General features: G+C 34.6%; 15 protein-coding genes. 3 read left to right on the top strand and 12 right to left on the bottom strand.

What is annotated here, in order from left to right; all coding sequences use genetic code 11:
- Positions 1-57 precede the first annotated feature (57 nt).
- Positions 58-384 (top strand): hypothetical protein, encoded by a 327-nt coding sequence (locus tag AB671_RS06600; RefSeq protein ID WP_066679775.1) that lies wholly within the window; start codon positions 58-60, stop codon positions 382-384.
- Here AB671_RS06600 and AB671_RS06595 read toward each other — a convergent pair whose 3' ends face one another.
- Positions 385-858, bottom strand: a complete 474-nt coding sequence (locus tag AB671_RS06595; RefSeq protein WP_066679776.1) for a 23S rRNA (pseudouridine(1915)-N(3))-methyltransferase RlmH — start codon at positions 856-858, stop codon at positions 385-387. It lies immediately after the preceding gene.
- A gap of 31 nt (positions 859-889) precedes the next feature.
- On the opposite strand from AB671_RS06595, the gene AB671_RS06590 reads away from it, so the two are divergent.
- Together AB671_RS06590 and AB671_RS06585 are read left to right on the top strand one after the other, a co-directional pair.
- On the top strand, positions 890-1,903 hold the full coding sequence (locus AB671_RS06590) for a YihY/virulence factor BrkB family protein (RefSeq protein ID WP_082987251.1): 1,014 nt from the start codon (positions 890-892) through the stop codon (positions 1,901-1,903).
- Positions 1,893-2,279 (top strand): hypothetical protein, encoded by a 387-nt coding sequence (locus tag AB671_RS06585; RefSeq protein ID WP_157444153.1) that lies wholly within the window; start codon positions 1,893-1,895, stop codon positions 2,277-2,279. The genes AB671_RS06590 and AB671_RS06585 overlap by 11 nt, the downstream gene beginning before the upstream one ends.
- Positions 2,280-2,460: 181 nt before the next feature.
- Here AB671_RS06585 and nhaA read toward each other — a convergent pair whose 3' ends face one another.
- From nhaA to AB671_RS06530, 11 genes are all read right to left on the bottom strand, one after another.
- Positions 2,461-3,630: a Na+/H+ antiporter NhaA gene (gene nhaA, locus AB671_RS06580; protein ID WP_066679778.1), complete on the bottom strand. Its 1,170-nt coding sequence runs from the start codon at positions 3,628-3,630 to the stop codon at positions 2,461-2,463.
- 9 nt (positions 3,631-3,639) lie between these two features.
- Entirely contained in the window at positions 3,640-5,844 is a 2,205-nt protein-coding gene (locus AB671_RS06575; protein WP_066679779.1) for a RelA/SpoT family protein, read from the bottom strand.
- A gap of 122 nt (positions 5,845-5,966) precedes the next feature.
- Complete coding sequence (locus tag AB671_RS06570; RefSeq protein ID WP_066679780.1) at positions 5,967-6,332, bottom strand: hypothetical protein; 366 nt, start codon at positions 6,330-6,332, stop codon at positions 5,967-5,969.
- Between the two features lie 216 nt (positions 6,333-6,548).
- Entirely contained in the window at positions 6,549-8,456 is a 1,908-nt protein-coding gene (acs, locus tag AB671_RS06565; protein WP_066679788.1) for an acetate--CoA ligase, read from the bottom strand.
- 33 nt (positions 8,457-8,489) lie between these two features.
- Positions 8,490-10,382 carry an AMP-binding protein gene (locus AB671_RS06560; RefSeq protein ID WP_066679787.1) on the bottom strand — a complete coding sequence of 631 codons (1,893 nt, stop codon included), beginning with the start codon at positions 10,380-10,382 and terminating at the stop codon, positions 8,490-8,492.
- Between the two features lie 107 nt (positions 10,383-10,489).
- A complete protein-coding gene (locus AB671_RS06555) occupies positions 10,490-10,852 on the bottom strand; it encodes a response regulator transcription factor (RefSeq protein WP_066679786.1) in 363 nt (120 codons plus the stop codon).
- 12 nt (positions 10,853-10,864) lie between these two features.
- On the bottom strand, positions 10,865-13,558 hold the full coding sequence (locus AB671_RS06550) for an ATP-binding protein (RefSeq protein WP_066679785.1): 2,694 nt from the start codon (positions 13,556-13,558) through the stop codon (positions 10,865-10,867).
- Positions 13,551-13,745 (bottom strand): hypothetical protein, encoded by a 195-nt coding sequence (locus AB671_RS06545; protein WP_066679789.1) that lies wholly within the window; start codon positions 13,743-13,745, stop codon positions 13,551-13,553. The genes AB671_RS06550 and AB671_RS06545 overlap by 8 nt, the downstream gene beginning before the upstream one ends.
- 75 nt (positions 13,746-13,820) lie before the next feature.
- Positions 13,821-14,048, bottom strand: coding sequence for a DUF6814 family protein (locus AB671_RS06540; RefSeq protein ID WP_066679784.1), 228 nt, complete (start codon positions 14,046-14,048; stop codon positions 13,821-13,823).
- Positions 14,049-14,092: 44 nt separating this feature from the next.
- A complete protein-coding gene (locus AB671_RS06535) occupies positions 14,093-15,673 on the bottom strand; it encodes an MFS transporter (protein WP_066679783.1) in 1,581 nt (526 codons plus the stop codon).
- A gap of 46 nt (positions 15,674-15,719) precedes the next feature.
- Positions 15,720-17,099 (bottom strand): porin, encoded by a 1,380-nt coding sequence (locus AB671_RS06530; RefSeq protein ID WP_066679782.1) that lies wholly within the window; start codon positions 17,097-17,099, stop codon positions 15,720-15,722.
- Between the last annotated feature and the right edge of the window lie 92 nt (positions 17,100-17,191).

The raw sequence follows: 17,191 nt of genomic DNA, 5'->3' as shown, positions 1-17,191 counted from the left end.
TATTAAAAGTCTTTTGTATATTTGAACAATATCACTTAGTGAAGAATTATTTAAATTATGAAAACACTTTCTAGACTTATTTTCTCAACAGCTTTTGTAATGATTTTAGCAATTTCGAATACTGCTTTTGCTCAGGAAACTAAAAATGAACTTGCCATCAATACCAATTCATTATTAGGAAATACCGTTAAAAGACACGAAGCATCTCCTGAATTAAAATCAAGCACATTGATTTTAATTAACAAAAATGAAAGCTCACTTGAAGCTCTCAAAGAACTTAAAGGGGAGGATATGAAGGGCGTAAAAGTACTTTTAGATGATTCTATAAAGAAAAAGTTCAGAGAAAAAGGGATCAAAGAAATTATTTCGGTTACTACAAAATAGTTAATCGTTGTGATACGGTTTTCCTTGTAAGATCTGGTCGGCTCTGTAAAGCTGTTCTACAATAAAAAGTCGGATCATCTGATGGGTAAATGTCATTTTAGATAATGACATTTTTTCGTTGGCTCTGCTGTAGATGTCATCCGAAAAACCATACGCTCCACCGATCAGAATGTGAACTTTTTTCACTGAAGAATTCATCCAGAAATCTATTTTGTTTGAAAATTCGCGGCTGGTAAACTGTTTTCCTTTTTCATCAAGAAGAATGACCAGATCATTTTTATCGATTTGATTTAAAAATAATTTAGCCTCTTCTTTTTTGAGAAGGTCGGAAGAAAGATTTTTGGCATTTTTGACATCCGGAATTTCAATGATCTCAAAATTCCAATGTTTTGGAAGGCGGGTAAGGTAATAACTGATCAAAGATGTGATTTCTTTGTCATCTGTTTTCCCAATACAAACTAAACTGATTCGCATTTCTTATATTTGCTAAGCGCAAATATACTTTATGGCTATAAAAATTCCTAAATTTATCGTGAAATTTCAAGAATTTCTAGACGACATCCATCTTCCGGTACTCGGAATATCGCTTTGGCAGATGTTTCAGATTTATATTTCAGGAATTTTTAAAGGGAATATAGGCAGGAAAGCAGCAGCCATTTCATGGAGTTTTACCTTAAGTTTATTTCCTTTTTTGCTCTTCTTGCTTTCGGTAATTCCTTACATGCCGCATTATGACAAACTTCAGTTTTATATTTTCGAAGTGTTGATGCATAATATTTTTCCCTCTAATATCGAAGGCGATGTACGAAATTATATTGAAGATAATATCATTCCCAATATGAAAGGGATCAGTAATTTAACGATTCTTATCGCCTTGGTTTTTGCCACGAACGGTACATTTTCTTTGATCAATGGATTTAATGAAAATTCAGAAGAAAAACTTAGCGATGTTAAAGAATTTATACTTTCATTTTTTATCACAATTGGCTTTGTAAGTATCATATTTTTAGCGCTTTTTGGGGTATATTATACTGAGGTCGTTTTGAAAGATTTTTCGCCAGGTTATAATTTATCTTGGATCGTGAGGAACCTCTCTAAGATCATTGGTTTTGTATCGTTTCCGCTCTTTTATTTTATACTGTTGGCAATGTTTTATTGGTTGGGAACGGTGAAGATCATCAGATTCAGACAGGCAATTCCAGGTGCGATTTTAACGACTGTTTTGTTTGTAGTGACTACTTATTTCTTTGCGCTGTATGTTAAAAATATTGCCCGCTACAATGTTCTTTACGGCTCCATCGGAAGTATGATCTTATTAATGGTTTGGGTGAATGTAAATGTTTATCTGCTGCTTTTTGGAAATGAACTGAATATGGCATTGAGAAAATTAAGAATAGAAAAATTACTTTCTGACGAGATCAAAAGAGAGGCGAAAAATTACCACGCAGAAAAAATGGAACCTAATTTTGAAAGCGATGACGAACACAAAAGACCTTACATTAAAAATAATGAAAAATAAATTTAAACCTTTTACCACGCTATTTCTATTAACAGCTTTTTCCAGTTTTCAATCTTGTGATGAAATGATTGATGAGATTCATAAAAATAAAGAAGAACAAAACTATGTTTCTCCTTATCGAGGTAAATATACAGGAACTTACACTGGAGATTCAGCCGGGGATTTAATTATAAATGTAAGCGAAAAAGGTTCTATTGAAATTACACGAACAAGCTTAAATTCTAATGAATCTTATTACACAGGTTTAATCAATGCATCTTTTAATACAACCAATAAAGCACCTTCTGGTTTTATGTTGATTGGTAATCTTAATTCTAAAATGGGAACCTGGGAAATGGGAACTTCTAAAGGAAACTGGACAGTCAAAAAGAACTAATTTTCTTTTTAGTACAAGATGTTTTAAACCACAAAAGAATCAAAAGAGACAGTAATTTTTTACTTATTTCTTTTGATTCTTTTATTGTAAAAAGATATTTCAAGTTTCTTTATGTGTTTGCTGCCATCAGTCTTTTTTGGTTATAATTAAGCATATAACAAATAAGGAATAGCCCGTTTTCTTACAATTTTTTCATTTTCTTTGAACTAAAATTTAATATCATATAACCAGAAACTGCCGCAATGAGTGAAGCAATTAAAATTGCAAACTTAGCTTCATCCTGAAAAACTATTTCATGTTTAAAGGAAAGTAATGCAATAAATATCGACATCGTAAATCCTATTCCCGCTAAAAGACCTACACCAATCATCTGATTCCAGGAAGAACGTTGTGGAAGAGAGCTTATTTTCAGTTTTATAGCAATCAGTGAGAAAAGATTAATTCCTATCAGTTTACCCAAAACAAGGCCGCCAATTATTCCAAGCCCCAAACTGTTGAATAATCCATCAACCATGCTGCTGTTAAAAGCAATATTGGTATTGGTCAATGCAAAGATTGGCATTATTAAAAAATTGACCGGAAAATGAAGCGAATGCTCCATCTTTTCTAAAGGTGATATCTCTGTATTAGAGGCATTGGTTGGAACACTGAAAGCAACTAAAACCCCTGCAATCGTTGCGTGAATACCTGAATGATGCAGGAAATACCATAGAAATATTCCGGGAATAATGTAGAAGATTAGTTTTGTGACCTTTAGAAAATTTAAAGTAAATAAGATCCCCACAATTCCAAAAGATAGTAAAAGATACATCCAGTGAATTTGCTCGGTGTAAAATATAGCAATTACCAATATAGCACCCAGATCATCAACGATAGCTAATGCCGCCAAAAAGATCTTGAGTGATGCCGGAACTCTTTTTCCTAACATTGAAATAATCGCCAAAGAAAATGCGATATCTGTTGCCATCGGAATTCCCCAACCGTTGCTGTAATCTGTTCCGGAATTGAATGCAGCGAAAATAACTGCAGGAACAAGCATTCCGCCAATGGCTGCAAAAATAGGGAGTGAAGCATTTTTAAAAGATGAAAGCTCACCTTCTACAAGTTCTCTTTTAATTTCCAAACCGACCAAAAGAAAGAAAATAGCCATCAAGCCATCATTGATCCAAATGCTCACAGGGTATTTTAAGTGTAGATCCTCAAAACCAATTTGAAGGTCTAAAAATTGTTGAAAACCATTTCCTAAAGATGAGTTTGCGATAATTAATGCAAGACTCACACAGAAAATAAGTAAAATTCCTGATGATTGATTGCTTTGGAAAAATTTTTTAAAATATTGGGATAGCCTCATTTTTTATTTTTAAATACGTCTGATTCTTGAAATTCCGTCAATTGCCTTTAATTTTTTGAATGTTTCTTCAAGCTGACCCTTGTGTTTCACTTCTAAATTAATATTTCCTGTGAAAATACCGTTGTTAGATTCAATAGACATACTTTTCATATCCATACCCATGGCACCACTGATGACGGTGGTAATATCGTTGATCATTCCCATTCTGTCGAGACCTTCGATCTCAATTTTAATACGGTTTTTGAAGCTTTCTTCGTTCACCCATTTTGCAGGAATTACACGGTAGTCATATTGAGCACGAAGATTAATAGCATTCGGACAATTGTCACTGTGTACTTTAATTCCGTCTGAAATGGTAATGAAACCGAAAATCTTATCTCCAGGAATTACTGTACAACATTTTGCGTAGCTATAGTTAAGCTTTTCTTCATCTTTCCCGAAAACGATCATATCGAGATTGATCTCTTTAGGCTCTTCGTAATGCTGGTTTTTAGTATTATTTCTCTTAAATCTTGAAAGTAGATTATTAAATACGTTCTTACTTTCAATATATTTTCTTAAGCTACTTGCATCCAGTTCATTAGTTTGGAATTTCAAGAATAGTTCCTGAGAAGATTTAAGGTTGAAGAATTTCTGAAGCTTATTGATCTCCTCGTCATTGAAATTAATTTTAGCATGACGAAGTTTTCGTTGTAAAATTTCTTTTCCTTCTTCTACAAAAGAGTTTTTTTCTGAATTAAGATAACTTTTAATTTTCGATTTCGCTTTTGAGGTCACCACAAAATCAAGCCAGTCAAACTTAGGTTTTTGATTTTGAGAAGAAAGAATATCTACCTGGTCGCCATTTTGAAGAACATATGAAATAGGAACCAATTTTCCGTTGATCTTCGCCCCTAAACATTTCATTCCCAAATCTGAGTGTACAGAAAAAGCAAAATCTAAAGCCGTTGCATTGGTCGGAAGAATTTTAATCTCACCTTTTGGCGTAAATACAAAAACTTCTTTAGAATATAAATTAAGTTTAATGTTATCTAAAAGCTCAGAAGTCGTAAGATTCTGCTGTTGCTCGAGTACATCACGTATTTCAGTGACCCATTTTTCAAAATTTCGGTCGTCATTACTTTGCTTGTAACCTTCTTTGTATTTGTAATGTGCGGCAACCCCTTTTTCGGCAATGTCATCCATTCTTTCAGAACGAATCTGTACTTCGATCCATTTTTTATCAGGCCCAAGAACCGTTAGGTGTAAGCTTTCATAGCCTGTAGAACGAGGTTGGGTGATCCAATCGCGCATTCTTGATGGATTACTGTGATAAACATCGGTTACAATGGAGTATATTTTCCAAGCAAGAAATTTTTCATTTTTAGCATCAGATTTATAGATAATTCTAATCGCATAATTATCGAAAACCTCTTCAAAAGGAACTCCCTGTTTAAGCATTTTTCTGTAAATAGAAGAAATGGCTTTTGCACGGCCTTTTATACTTACATTTAATCCTTCTTCTTTTAACCTTTCAGAAACTTCTTTGGTAAACTCATCGATATAGCGGATTCGACTTTCTTTTGCCAGTTCCAGCTTTTCAGTAATCTCATTATAAATATCAGGATTATTATATTTTAGAGATAAATCCTCGAGTTCAGATTTGATGTTGTATAATCCTAATCTATGAGCCATTGGCGCATAAATGTAAACCGTTTCGGAAGCAATTTTTTTCTGCTTATCGGGAGCCATGCTCTCCAAGGTTCGCATGTTGTGAAGTCGGTCTGCAATTTTAATCAAGATCACACGGAAATCTTCAGAAAGAGTCAGTAATAATTTTCTGTAGTTTTCAGACTGTACAGAAATATTCTGATGATTCATGATAGAAATCTTAGTTAGCCCGTTGACAATTCCTGCAATCCTTTCACCAAATATTTTTTTTAAATCTTCATAGGTGTAATCAGAATCTTCAATGACATCATGCAAAAGAGCACATGCGATCGATGAAGCCCCTAAACCAATTTCTGTTGCAACAATTTTAGCCACAGCAATAGGGTGGTAAATATAGGGTTCTCCAGTTTTTCTTCGCTGGTCTTTGTGTGCGTCGAGAGCAATATCAAAAGCCTTTCGGATGAGTTTATTGTTTTCTTCATCCAAAGTTCTGTATGTGTTAGAAATCAGGTCTTTGTACCTCGCAGAGATTTCTTTATTTTCTTGTTCCAAATCGTAACTCATCTGTGTAAAAGGCTTTATTTAAACGAAAATACGAAAAATATTATGATTAGTCAATTTATAAAAATAAAAATCCGCAGAAATAGATTCCGCGGATTCGGTTACAAGTTTTTAGTTTTTTAATGCTAAGCTTTCACTTCAGAATTTATTCCGTCGTGCTGTACTTTTATTTTCACATCCGGACTGCTGTGAATTTCAGCTTTGCTTCGTGCCTCAATCAAACTTTTTAAATTAACATAAGAAGCTTGGTCGATGCTCATATTTTCAAATAAATAGGTTTTATGTACATGGTTTTCATCAAAGATATGCCTCACTTTATCTGTAAGATCTCTGTTTTTTATTTCTACACTCGCCAAGTATTGGGAGTTATGATGATCGTCACTAAGGTACACAATGTACTCGGAATCTAAGAATCCTAGGCCTTCAATTTCCTTCTCGAGTTTTTTGTAATCACTGTGTGGTCCAAATAATCCTGCTAAGATGCTTGACATAGTAATATTGTTTTGAATTTGTTATCTAAAGATAGAAATATTTTCAATATGTTTATTAAAAATTTAATAAAATTTACAATATTTTATTTTATCTATAAAAAATTAATAAAAATTAAGATTTTGTCTATTTTAGAATAAGCTGTTTTTATAAAACTTTAAGCACAAAAAAACTCTGTAATAAATACAGAGTTTCATCTATTATCAAGAGTTTTTAGTCTAAATCCTTTCATTCTTAATCTCCTCAACAATTTCAGGATTCAATAGAGTAGAAGTATCTCCAAAATTACTGAAATCTCCTTCCGCAATTTTTCTTAAAATTCTACGCATAATTTTTCCTGAACGTGTTTTTGGAAGTCCGGAAACAAACTGAATTTTATCCAATTTAGCAATCGGGCCAATCTGATCGGAAATTAATTGATTAATTTCTTTCACTAAGTTCTCTTGCTTTCTGTCGGATCCGGAATCTTTTAAAATCACAAAGCCATATAAAGCACTTCCTTTAATATCATGTGGGAAGCCTACAATTGCAGATTCTGCAACCGCCGGATGTTCATTGATGCTGTCTTCAATTGGTGCAGTTCCTAAATTATGACCAGAAACAATCACCACATCATCTACACGACCTGTAATTCTGTAGTAACCAACCTCATCTCTCAAGGCACCGTCTCCCGTAAAATATTTCCCTGGAAATGCCGAAAAATAAGTTTCCTTATATCTTTGGTGATCACCCCAAATTGTTCTGGCAATTCCCGGCCATGGAAAACGGATGCATAGATTTCCTGTCACCTGATTTCCTGTAATTTCATTGCGCTTATCATCCATTAAAACGGGCTGAATTCCCGGTAAAGGAAGCGTTGCATAAGTCGGTTTTGTAGGGGTTACAAATGGAATAGGGGAGATCATAATCCCACCGGTTTCTGTTTGCCACCAAGTATCTACAATCGGACATTTTTTTCTTCCCACATGATCGTTAAACCAATGCCAAGCTTCCTCGTTAATAGGTTCTCCAACAGATCCGATTACTCGTAACGAGCTCAAATCATGTTTATCAACCCATTCAGTACTTTCTTTTGCTAAAGAACGAATAGCAGTAGGCGCAGTGTAGAATTGAGTCACTTTATGTTTTTCAATAAGCTCCCAAAAACGGTCTGGTTGGGGATAGGTTGGTACTCCTTCAAAAATAACAGTTGTAGCCCCATTTAATAGTGGACCATAAAGAATATAAGAATGACCAGTGATCCAGCCGATATCTGCAGTACACCAATAGATGTCATTTTCCTGATAATTGAAAACATTTTTGAAAGTGTAAGCCGAATACACCATATAACCTGCAGAAGTGTGAAGCATTCCCTTTGGTTTTCCTGTAGAGCCGGAAGTATACAAAATAAATAAAGGATCTTCAGCATCCATAATAACAGTAACGAAATCGGCAGAAGCTTTTTCGTACAGATCATCCATCCAGAAATCTCTGCCTTCCTTCATTTTGACTTCGTTGTGGGTTCTTTTTACGACCAAAGTTTTTTCCACAGTCGGACATTTTTCTAAAGCTTCATCAATAATTGATTTTAAATCTAAAACTTTGTTTCCTCTGTAACTTCCGTCGGAAGTTATCAATAATTTTGCGCCACAGTCATTGACTCTCGAAACAACAGCAGATGCTGAAAATCCTGCAAAAATAACAGAATGTACGGCTCCTAATTTTGCACAAGCCAACATGGTAACTGCCAATTCGGGGATCATAGGAAGGTAAATACAAACTCTGTCGCCTTTTTCAATTCCCATTTCGCGAAGAACATTGGCTGTTTTGTTGACTTTTGTATATAAATCGTTGTAAGAAATGTGTTGCGCTTCTTCTTTTGGATCATTCGGTTCCCAAATGATAGCCGTTTTTTCTCCTCTTACCGACAAGTGTCTGTCGAGGCAGTTTTTGGTGATATTTAATTTAGCATCTTTAAACCAAGTGATTTTTGCTTCATTCATATCATATTTTACCACCTTACTCCATCTTTGGTACCATACAAAATTCTGATCGGCAACTTTATCCCAGAATTTCTTAGGGTTTTTGATTGATTTTTTGTACTCTTCAAAGTAGTGCGGTAAATCTTCTATCACGTAATTTCTCATACTTTTTATTTTTTAGAAATTATTTATTTTAAATTATTTTTTGTCTTTGTAAGTCTTGAATTTTTCTTGAATTTCATCAATGATGTTTTCATCATCGATCGTCGACGGGATTTGAAATTCTTTTCCATCAATAATGGTTCTGATCAGTTTTCTTAAAGTTTTTCCGGATCTTGTTTTTGGAAGTCTTTTTACAACCATCACGCTTTTCAGGAAAGCAACAGCGCCTATTTTTTCTCTTACTTTCAGAATAATTTCTTTTTCTACATTTTCCTCTGAAATTTCTGAACCATTTTTCAAAACAACGGTAGCAAAAGGAACTTGTCCACGCAGATCATCATCAATTCCTACAACGGCACATTCTGCAACATCGGGATGTGAAGAAACAATTTCTTCCATTTCGGAAGTTGAAAGTCGATGGCCTGCAACATTGATCACATCATCCACTCTTCCTGTGATGAAAATATAACCGTCTTCATCTTTTATGGCGCCATCTCCTGAGAAATAATAACCTTTATATTGAGATAAATAACTTTTTTCAAAACGTTCATGATCGTTCCAAACTCCTAAAAGAGCACCCGGAGGAAGTGGAAGTTTGATGACTAAATATCCTTCTTTGTGTTCGTCTAATTCATAACCATTTTCATCAAAAATTTTAATATCATACCCTGGAATTGGTTTTCCTGCAGCTGCTCTTTTAATTTTATAATCATCATTAAAAGTCATTAAACCCAACATTGGTGAACCTGATTCTGTTTGCCACCAATGATCAATTGCGGGAACTCCAATATGTTCTGCAAACCAATCTAAAGTGGCTACATCACATCTTTCACCTGCTAAAAACTGTTTTTTGAAATTGTTTAAATCATATTTCTTAACCAATTCGCCATTCGGGTCTTCTTTTTTGATGGCTCTAATTGCAGTTGGAGCCGTAAACATTGCTGAAACTTTATGTTCTGATATAATCCTCCAAAAAGTTCCTGCATCGGGAGTCATAATCGGTTTTCCTTCAAAAATAATCGTTGTATTTCTATTGATTAAAGGAGCGTAAACCGTGTAACTGTGACCAACTGCCCAACCAAAATCGGATGCAGCCCAAAAAGTTTCACCTTGTTCAATTCCATAAATATATTTCATGGAAAATTTCAACGCAGTAGCATAACCTCCGGTATCTCTGGTGATCCCTTTTGGTTTTCCTGTGGTTCCTGAAGTGTATAACAAGTACAAAGGATGATTGGATTCTACAGAAACACAATCTGCAGGTTCTGATGCAGAAACCAATTCTTCGTAATCAATAATTCCTTCGAACATTTCATCCCTATTATCGGTAAGCTTTCTATTGAAAACAATGATGTTGTCTACTTTATTTTGCGCCAATTCAATCGCTTTTTCTACTAAAGGTAGATAAGGAATTCTTTTGGCAATTTCAACTCCTGCGGTTGCAGTAATTAAAGCTTTAGGTTTGCAATCATCAATTCTCACAACCAATTCGTGTGGCGCAAAACCTCCGAAAACGACATTGTGGATCACGCCGATCCTTGCACAAGCCAACATTGCAAAAAGGGTCTGCGGTATCATCGGCATATAAATTACCGCCGTATCGCCTTTTTTTAAACCCAAAGAAACCAATCCACCTGCTAATTTTGAAATCTCTTCTTTAGCCTGATTAAAAGTGTATTTTTTTTTTTGATTAGTAACTGGAGAATCATAAATAGTCGCAATTTCTTCCCCAAAACCATCTTTAATATGTTTGTCGATGCACAAATATGACATATTTAGCTTTCCATCTTCAAACCATTGAGTATAGTTGTTTTTATCTTTTGAAATAATCGTTTCGGGAAATTCAAACCACGAAATTTCCTGAGCCTGTTCTTTCCAGAATTGCTCTTTGTTTTCTATGCTTTGTTTAAATAAATTATCTGTATTCATATTTTCGGTGTTTGTTTTTTAAACACTAATTACACTAATTTTTTCCACGAATGGCACTAAAGGATTTGTGTTATTTGTGTAATCCATTTGTGATATTTGTGTTTGAATTATCCTAAAAGTTCCTCAATCTGCTGAATCAGTTTTTTAATAGAATAAGGTTTTATAACATACGCATCTGCTCCCATTCCTACGCCTTTTTCTATGTCTTTCGGATTGTTTTTAGCGCTTAAGAAAAGAACTTTTGTATTGCTTAGAGCTTCATTTTTTTTAATTTCTTCCAAAGTGCTGTAACCGTCAAGATTCGGCATCATGATATCCAATAAAATAACATCCGGAATAAGAGTTTTCAGGAATTCTAAAACCTCAGCTCCATCCCTTGCAATGTATACTTCGTATCCTATTTTCCGGAAACTGTATTCCAGAGACATTAATATTTTATGTTCGTCATCTGCGATTAATATTTTTTTCATTTTTGTACTTCGTTAAGGTTCAACTTCATTGTTTTTTATGTTTTTTCGGGTTAAGGTAACGGTAAAAGTCACTCCCAATCCACTGTTTTCCGCTTTTATAGTTCCGTTGTGGGCTTCGACAATTCTTTTAGATATTGCTAATCCAAGCCCGCTTCCTGTTGGTTTTATAATATTTTGATTTTTAGATTGATAAAATTTATCGAAAATCATTTCCAAATCTTCTTCCGGAATATTTTTTCCGGTGTTGAATATTTTTATGATTAAATCATTGTCTTTCTCTGAAAATTTAGTTTGAATAGTGCCTTGTTCGTCGGTGAATTTTAACGCATTTCCCAGAATATTCTGAAACAACTGAATGAACCTTGCTTCATCATATTTAAAAAGGTAATTCTTTAATAAATCAACTTCACTTACGTGAATATATTTCTGCTGAATCAAATGTAAAATTGGATTTAATGCCTTTTTGTAGGTTTCAACAATATTGTTTTCCTGAATGTGTAAAGCAATTTCACCATGTTGAAGTTTATCCAAATATAAAATATCATTGATAATTTCACTTAAGCGGTCAGATTCTGTGATGATATTGTTTAAAAATTCCCTTTTAATATCTAAAGGAATATCGTCGTCATCGGCTAAAATTTCTCCTGCTGAACGAATGGCTGTAATTGGAGTTCTGAGTTCGTGTGCAACTGAATCCAGAAAATCATCTTTCTGGCGGTCTTTTACAATTAAATTTTCATTTGCTGCACTTAAATCGTTTGAAAGTTGTTTCAGTTCTTCAGATTTCTCTGTAAGCTTCTTATTTAACGTAATGTTTTCTTTAGATTCTTCCAAAATATTTAAAACTTCTTTTAATGAAATTTTATCTTCTTTGGTAACGCCTTCAATTAAAATTTTTGCAGAAGCCGTTCCGATTCTTCCGGCTAAAAGGTTTTCAGAGAATTTTATAAATCTTGAATCTGCAGTTTCAGTTTGCGAATCGATATTGTATTTAATATTGAAAATCCGCATTGCCTGTTCGGTTTTCTTTTTGCCTAAAAAACGTTCCAGAATATTTTTAATGTCAGAAACATAAGCTGTTCCTCTCCAGATAAATGCATTCTCATGATTTTGAATATACTTATCGATGTCAACATATAATTCAGCAAAATTTCTTTCGCGGTAATTTCCTTTCATGCTTACAGAAAGAATGGTAAATAATCCTGTATTCACTAAAATCGACCAAAAGAAAATTTCAGGAATTCTTCCTAAATACGGAATACTGAAGAAGTCAAAAACATCATACATGTCGCGTAAAACTCCTTTGATTTCTGAGTTGTATGAAAAATAATATTGCGGAACAATCAATCCGAAATAGCAAATAATTAATCCTGCAAAAAGTCCGATGATTGCGCCTTTGTAGCTTCCTCTTCGCCAAAATATAGCACCGAAAAATGCAGGAGCCAATTGCGCAATAATGACAAACGAAATTAAGCCAACCGAATCTAATGAAGTCTTTAAAATGAAATATTTATAAAAAGCAAACGCTACGATAATCAATCCGAAAATCGAAAATTTACGGACGTTGGTAATATTTCTGGTATTTTGAGTTTCATTTTCAGCTTTAAATTTTCCTAATAAACCGTAAGGAATAATCAGGTTGTTGGAAAGCATAATCGACAAGGTGATAGCCGAAATAATAATCATTGAAATGCACGAACTCAAGCCTCCTAAAAATACCAAAACTGTAATCAAAGTATTATCAAAATGTTGGGGGATAAGAATAGAGTAGAACTCCGGATTTACGTTTTGACCTTGAAAAATCAATCTTCCACCCCAAGCGATTGGGAAGATGAAAATGGTAAATATTAAAAGATATAACGGGAAAAACCAGATTGCTGTTTTAATATGTTTTTCCTGTCTGTTTTCGACAATTGCGGTGTGAAACTGTCTTGGTAAAATACAGATTGCTGTCCCGGAAATTAAGCAGAGAACCATCCAGTTCATAGCTCCTTCAATTCCGTTAAAAGTGTTTTTTGCTTTAAAATCTGAAAATTTACTCGCCTTTTGATATAGATCTGAAAACCCGTCAAAGGCATAATAAATTACAAACAGTCCTAAAATAATGATGAAAAATAATTTAAGAAAACTTTCTAATGCGATTGCGGAAATAATTCCTAAACGTTTTTCGGAAGCGTCTACATATTTCGTTCCGTAATAAGATGAAAATACAGCGATCAAAACAACTACAAAGGTTCCGCTGTCGGTAAAAATATTTTTAGAAACACTGGTTTCTGTCACTAAGTGAAATGTTTCAGATATTGCTTTTATCTGTAATCCGATATAAGGAATGATTGCAAAAAGGCAAACTAAAGTAATGATGGCGCTGAAACTTCTGCTGTTTCCGTATCGCAAAGAAATGAAATCTGCAAGACTGCTTATTTTATTAACTCTTGAAATTCTTACAATTCTTGTGTTAATGTAAATCCACGCAGGAATGACCATGATGGGTCCGATGTAAATGGGTAAATAATTGAGACCGCTTGTCGCTGCTACGCCAATACTTCCATAATACGTCCATGCAGTGCAATACACCGCAAGAGACAATGCATAAATGTATGGGTTGTTGATCCAAAGCTTGCTCTTCTTCTTCTCTGCTAAATGAGCAACTAAGAACAAAAGTGCGAGGTAAATCAAAACAACGATAAATAATGCGAAACTACTCATCATATTTTTTTACGATTACAAAAGAAATAATGATGGAAATCATCCAGACTGCGAATAAGTAAACAAGAATCATCGGGTAACCGAAAATTTCCCTTTCACTGTTAAAAAGCAACGAAACGGGAATACTGAAAGCGATAAGTAAACCTACGCTAAGAATAACCAGTTTTTGTTCGTGTCGCTTTTTCATGAATATTGAATAATTAATGATAAAAGATAATTGATGAACAAAATCTTTCATCAATTATCATCTATCGTTTATAGTTTAAACTTTATCGTCCGAGTATTCTCCTGTTAAAGAATAATATCCGAAGATTGCCATCCCACCTGTTACAATCGGTACCAATACAAAAAGTATGATGATTCCGAATACAAGGTCTTCCTGTTTTCCTGAAGTGAGTTTAGGAACGCCCATTACCGTAATTCCGAAGTAGGCAACAACTAAGGCGGCTAAGATCCAGACAATGCCTAATATTTTTTTTAATCCGTTCATTTTAGTAGATTTAAAATTAATAAATTTTTAAGTGACTATCCCTATTAATCGTGGATATTGTTGTTCTTATTTTTAAGATAAATCAATCCGATGACTAAACAGACTGCGGCAACTCCAATGGGATACCAAAGTCCTTCAAGATACCAAGTCGGGTGTCCTGCATCTTTTCCGGAAGTCACAAGATAAGTAGCAACTGCAGGAAGTAGTCCTCCAAAAACCCCATTACCAATGTGATACGGTAAAGACATCGAGGTGTAACGGATTCTCACAGGGAACATTTCAACTAAAAATGCTGCAATCGGACCGTAAACCATCGTTACAAAAATCACCTGAATAAACACCAAGAATACCAAATACCATCTTGTGTCGTCGTTCAATGTAATGGCTGTGGAAACTTTCGGTTCTTCAGCTTTTCCGTCTTTCATTACCGGACCTGTTGCAGACCAATGAACAATACTGTCCTTTTTAATTAAGGTTCCGTCTGTGAAAGTAGTTTCTTTATGGAAAGTAATTAAGCTGTCTGTTGCGATATCTTTATGAATTGTTGCAACTCTGGTTTCTTTGATGCCGTCACTTGCAACCGTTTTAGCTTCAATGTTCACGCTTTTGTACATAGCGTCGTAAATCGGTCTGTAAGCTAAAATCGCAACCAACATTCCGGTCATCATAATTGCTTTTCTTCCAATTTTATCTGAAAGCCAGCCGAAGAATACGAAGAAAGGAGTTCCCATCAATAAAGCTGTTGCCATTAAATAGTCTACCTGCATCGAATTGATGTTCATTACTTTTTGGAGGAAACTCATGGCGTAAAACTGACCTGTGTACCATATTACACCTTGTCCCATCGCAGCTCCGAATAATGCCAATAAGACAAATTTGAAGTTGAATTTATTTCCGAAACTTTCTTTTAAAGGATTTTTAGAAGTTTTTCCTTCGCTTTTAGCCTTTGCAAAAAGCGGAGACTCCTTCATGTTTTTTCTGATGAAATAAGAAACTCCCACCATTAAAATCGAGATCCAGAATGGAACTCTCCATCCCCAAGAATCAAAGTCTTCAGCAGAAAGTGTATTTTTTGTAATTAAAATAACGATTAATGAAATGAAAAGTCCTGCAGTTGCAGTGGTTTGAATCCATGAAGTCCAGTAACCTCTTCTGTGTGGCTGTGAGTATTCCGCCACATAGGTTGCTGCTCCGCCGTATTCTCCACCTAGAGCTAAACCCTGTAAAAGTCTTAAGATTAAAACTAAAACCGGCGCCAAATATCCTATGGTTTCATATCCGGGAATACATCCGATCAAAAATGTAGAGAATCCCATGATTAATAAAGTAACGAGAAAAGTGTATTTTCTTCCGATAATATCTCCCAATCTTCCAAAAAATAAAGCTCCGAAAGGCCTTACTACAAATCCTGCTGCAAAAGTTGCCAGTGTAGATAAAAATGCTGCGGTAGGATTATCTGCAGGGAAGAATTTTGTCGCTAAAACGACGGCTAAACTTCCGAAAATATAGAAATCATACCATTCTATCAAAGTTCCGAGAGATGATGCAGTGATGACGCTCCAAATGGTGCGGTTTTTCTGCTTATCTGTCATATTCTCGTAAGCATCGTGGTGTTGTTCGCTCATATCACTAGATTTTTTTTGTTTAAATTATTATAATGGAAATTAATTTTTATAGATAAATCTGAAGTTGTACAATAAATTCTCCTTTAGATTTCGGACTCTCAGTCGGGCTTGTATACACTGGTCTTGTTGAGTATTGAGTAGTGATTTTCGCATGATGACCGTCTAAAAACCAGTTGGCTCCCACATCAAATTGGGAAGAAGGTTTATCGAATGCTTCAAAATCTTTATAAGTGTAAGCTGCAAAAGGCTGAATTCTGACTTTCGGTTTTTCTGCCTGATTAGGTAATAATAAACCCGCCTGAGCATAAACTACATTTCCTGTACCAATCATTGGTTGAAGATTTCCGGGGCCAGCCAAAGCTCTTTGTCCGACAAAATTTGGGTCATTTGCTGCAATATTCATTGTTCCTAAATTCCTAACGTAATTGGGTCCGAAATTATAGTTGAAATATCCTGCATAAGCCGAAACTGCCATTTTATTTTTTGCTTCACCTAAAGGAATGTCGGCAAAAGCATCTATTGAAAGTAAAGTAATATCGTGTTTTTCAACATTTGAGTTGACTGAAGTTCTCGTTCCATCAGCTTGATGATAAAAACCTGCACCGACGTTGAAAACTTTCTTTGTTCCTAAATAAGAACCTACTTTGAAAGGAAGAAGATTAGATTCTGTATCTAAAAATTGGTATTCAAAATAACCCGCTTTAGACCAGTTTGGGTTTCCGTTGTTGTCAACTGCAACTTCATTTCCGGGAACTAAAGTATTTGGAGGTGTTAAATCTGTTGCGAATGGCTTATTTAAACTCATTCGGTATTCAAATTTTCCATATTTACCTTTTGCGAAAACTCCCATTTGTCTTGCAAACTGGTCGGAATTATCAATCAAAGGCCAGCTGAAAATAGGAGAATCTACCGTAAGAAAGTTTAATGTTGAAGCCATTGTCATACGGGAAAGTCCCATGTAATAATGAAGTCCACCTCCTAAAGTTAAGCTGAATTTTCCTGCTTCACCCGGCATAATTACGGCATATTCATTCCAGGCATCATGAAAGAAAAGTTGTGTTTTTTTGCCATTTCCGTAGCCTCCCGTTCCGGTTGTTCCGGTTGCGCCACCATTAATGAATGTCTGATTATTCATTCCGAAATGCAATAAAATCATATAACGTTTGGTTACTTGTGCGTAAGCCAAAATACGGGCTCTTCGGTTTCCTAAATTCCAGGTATTGTCAGTGGGCTCACCTCCAACCATACTTCCGGGATTCATTTCTGAGTTTCTAATCCAGAATTGGTCCCATAAAATAAATCTAACATATTTATCTCCTTCAGGATTTAAATTTATTTTTAAACCATTTCCATAATCAGGAGAACCTTGACCGTATACAGAACTGCTAATTAAAGCTAATCCAATAAAACTTAATATTTTCTTCATAAATTATTAATTTTTTGGCTGTTATTTTGTGAAAGCCAAATTGTAATTAATAATTTAGTTATAAAAATTTAATATATATTTATGCTGTGTAT

This window comes from Chryseobacterium sp. BGARF1, assembly GCF_001677955.1.
Classification (GTDB): domain Bacteria; phylum Bacteroidota; class Bacteroidia; order Flavobacteriales; family Weeksellaceae; genus Chryseobacterium.
This window is presented reverse-complemented; position numbering and strand designations above follow the sequence as displayed.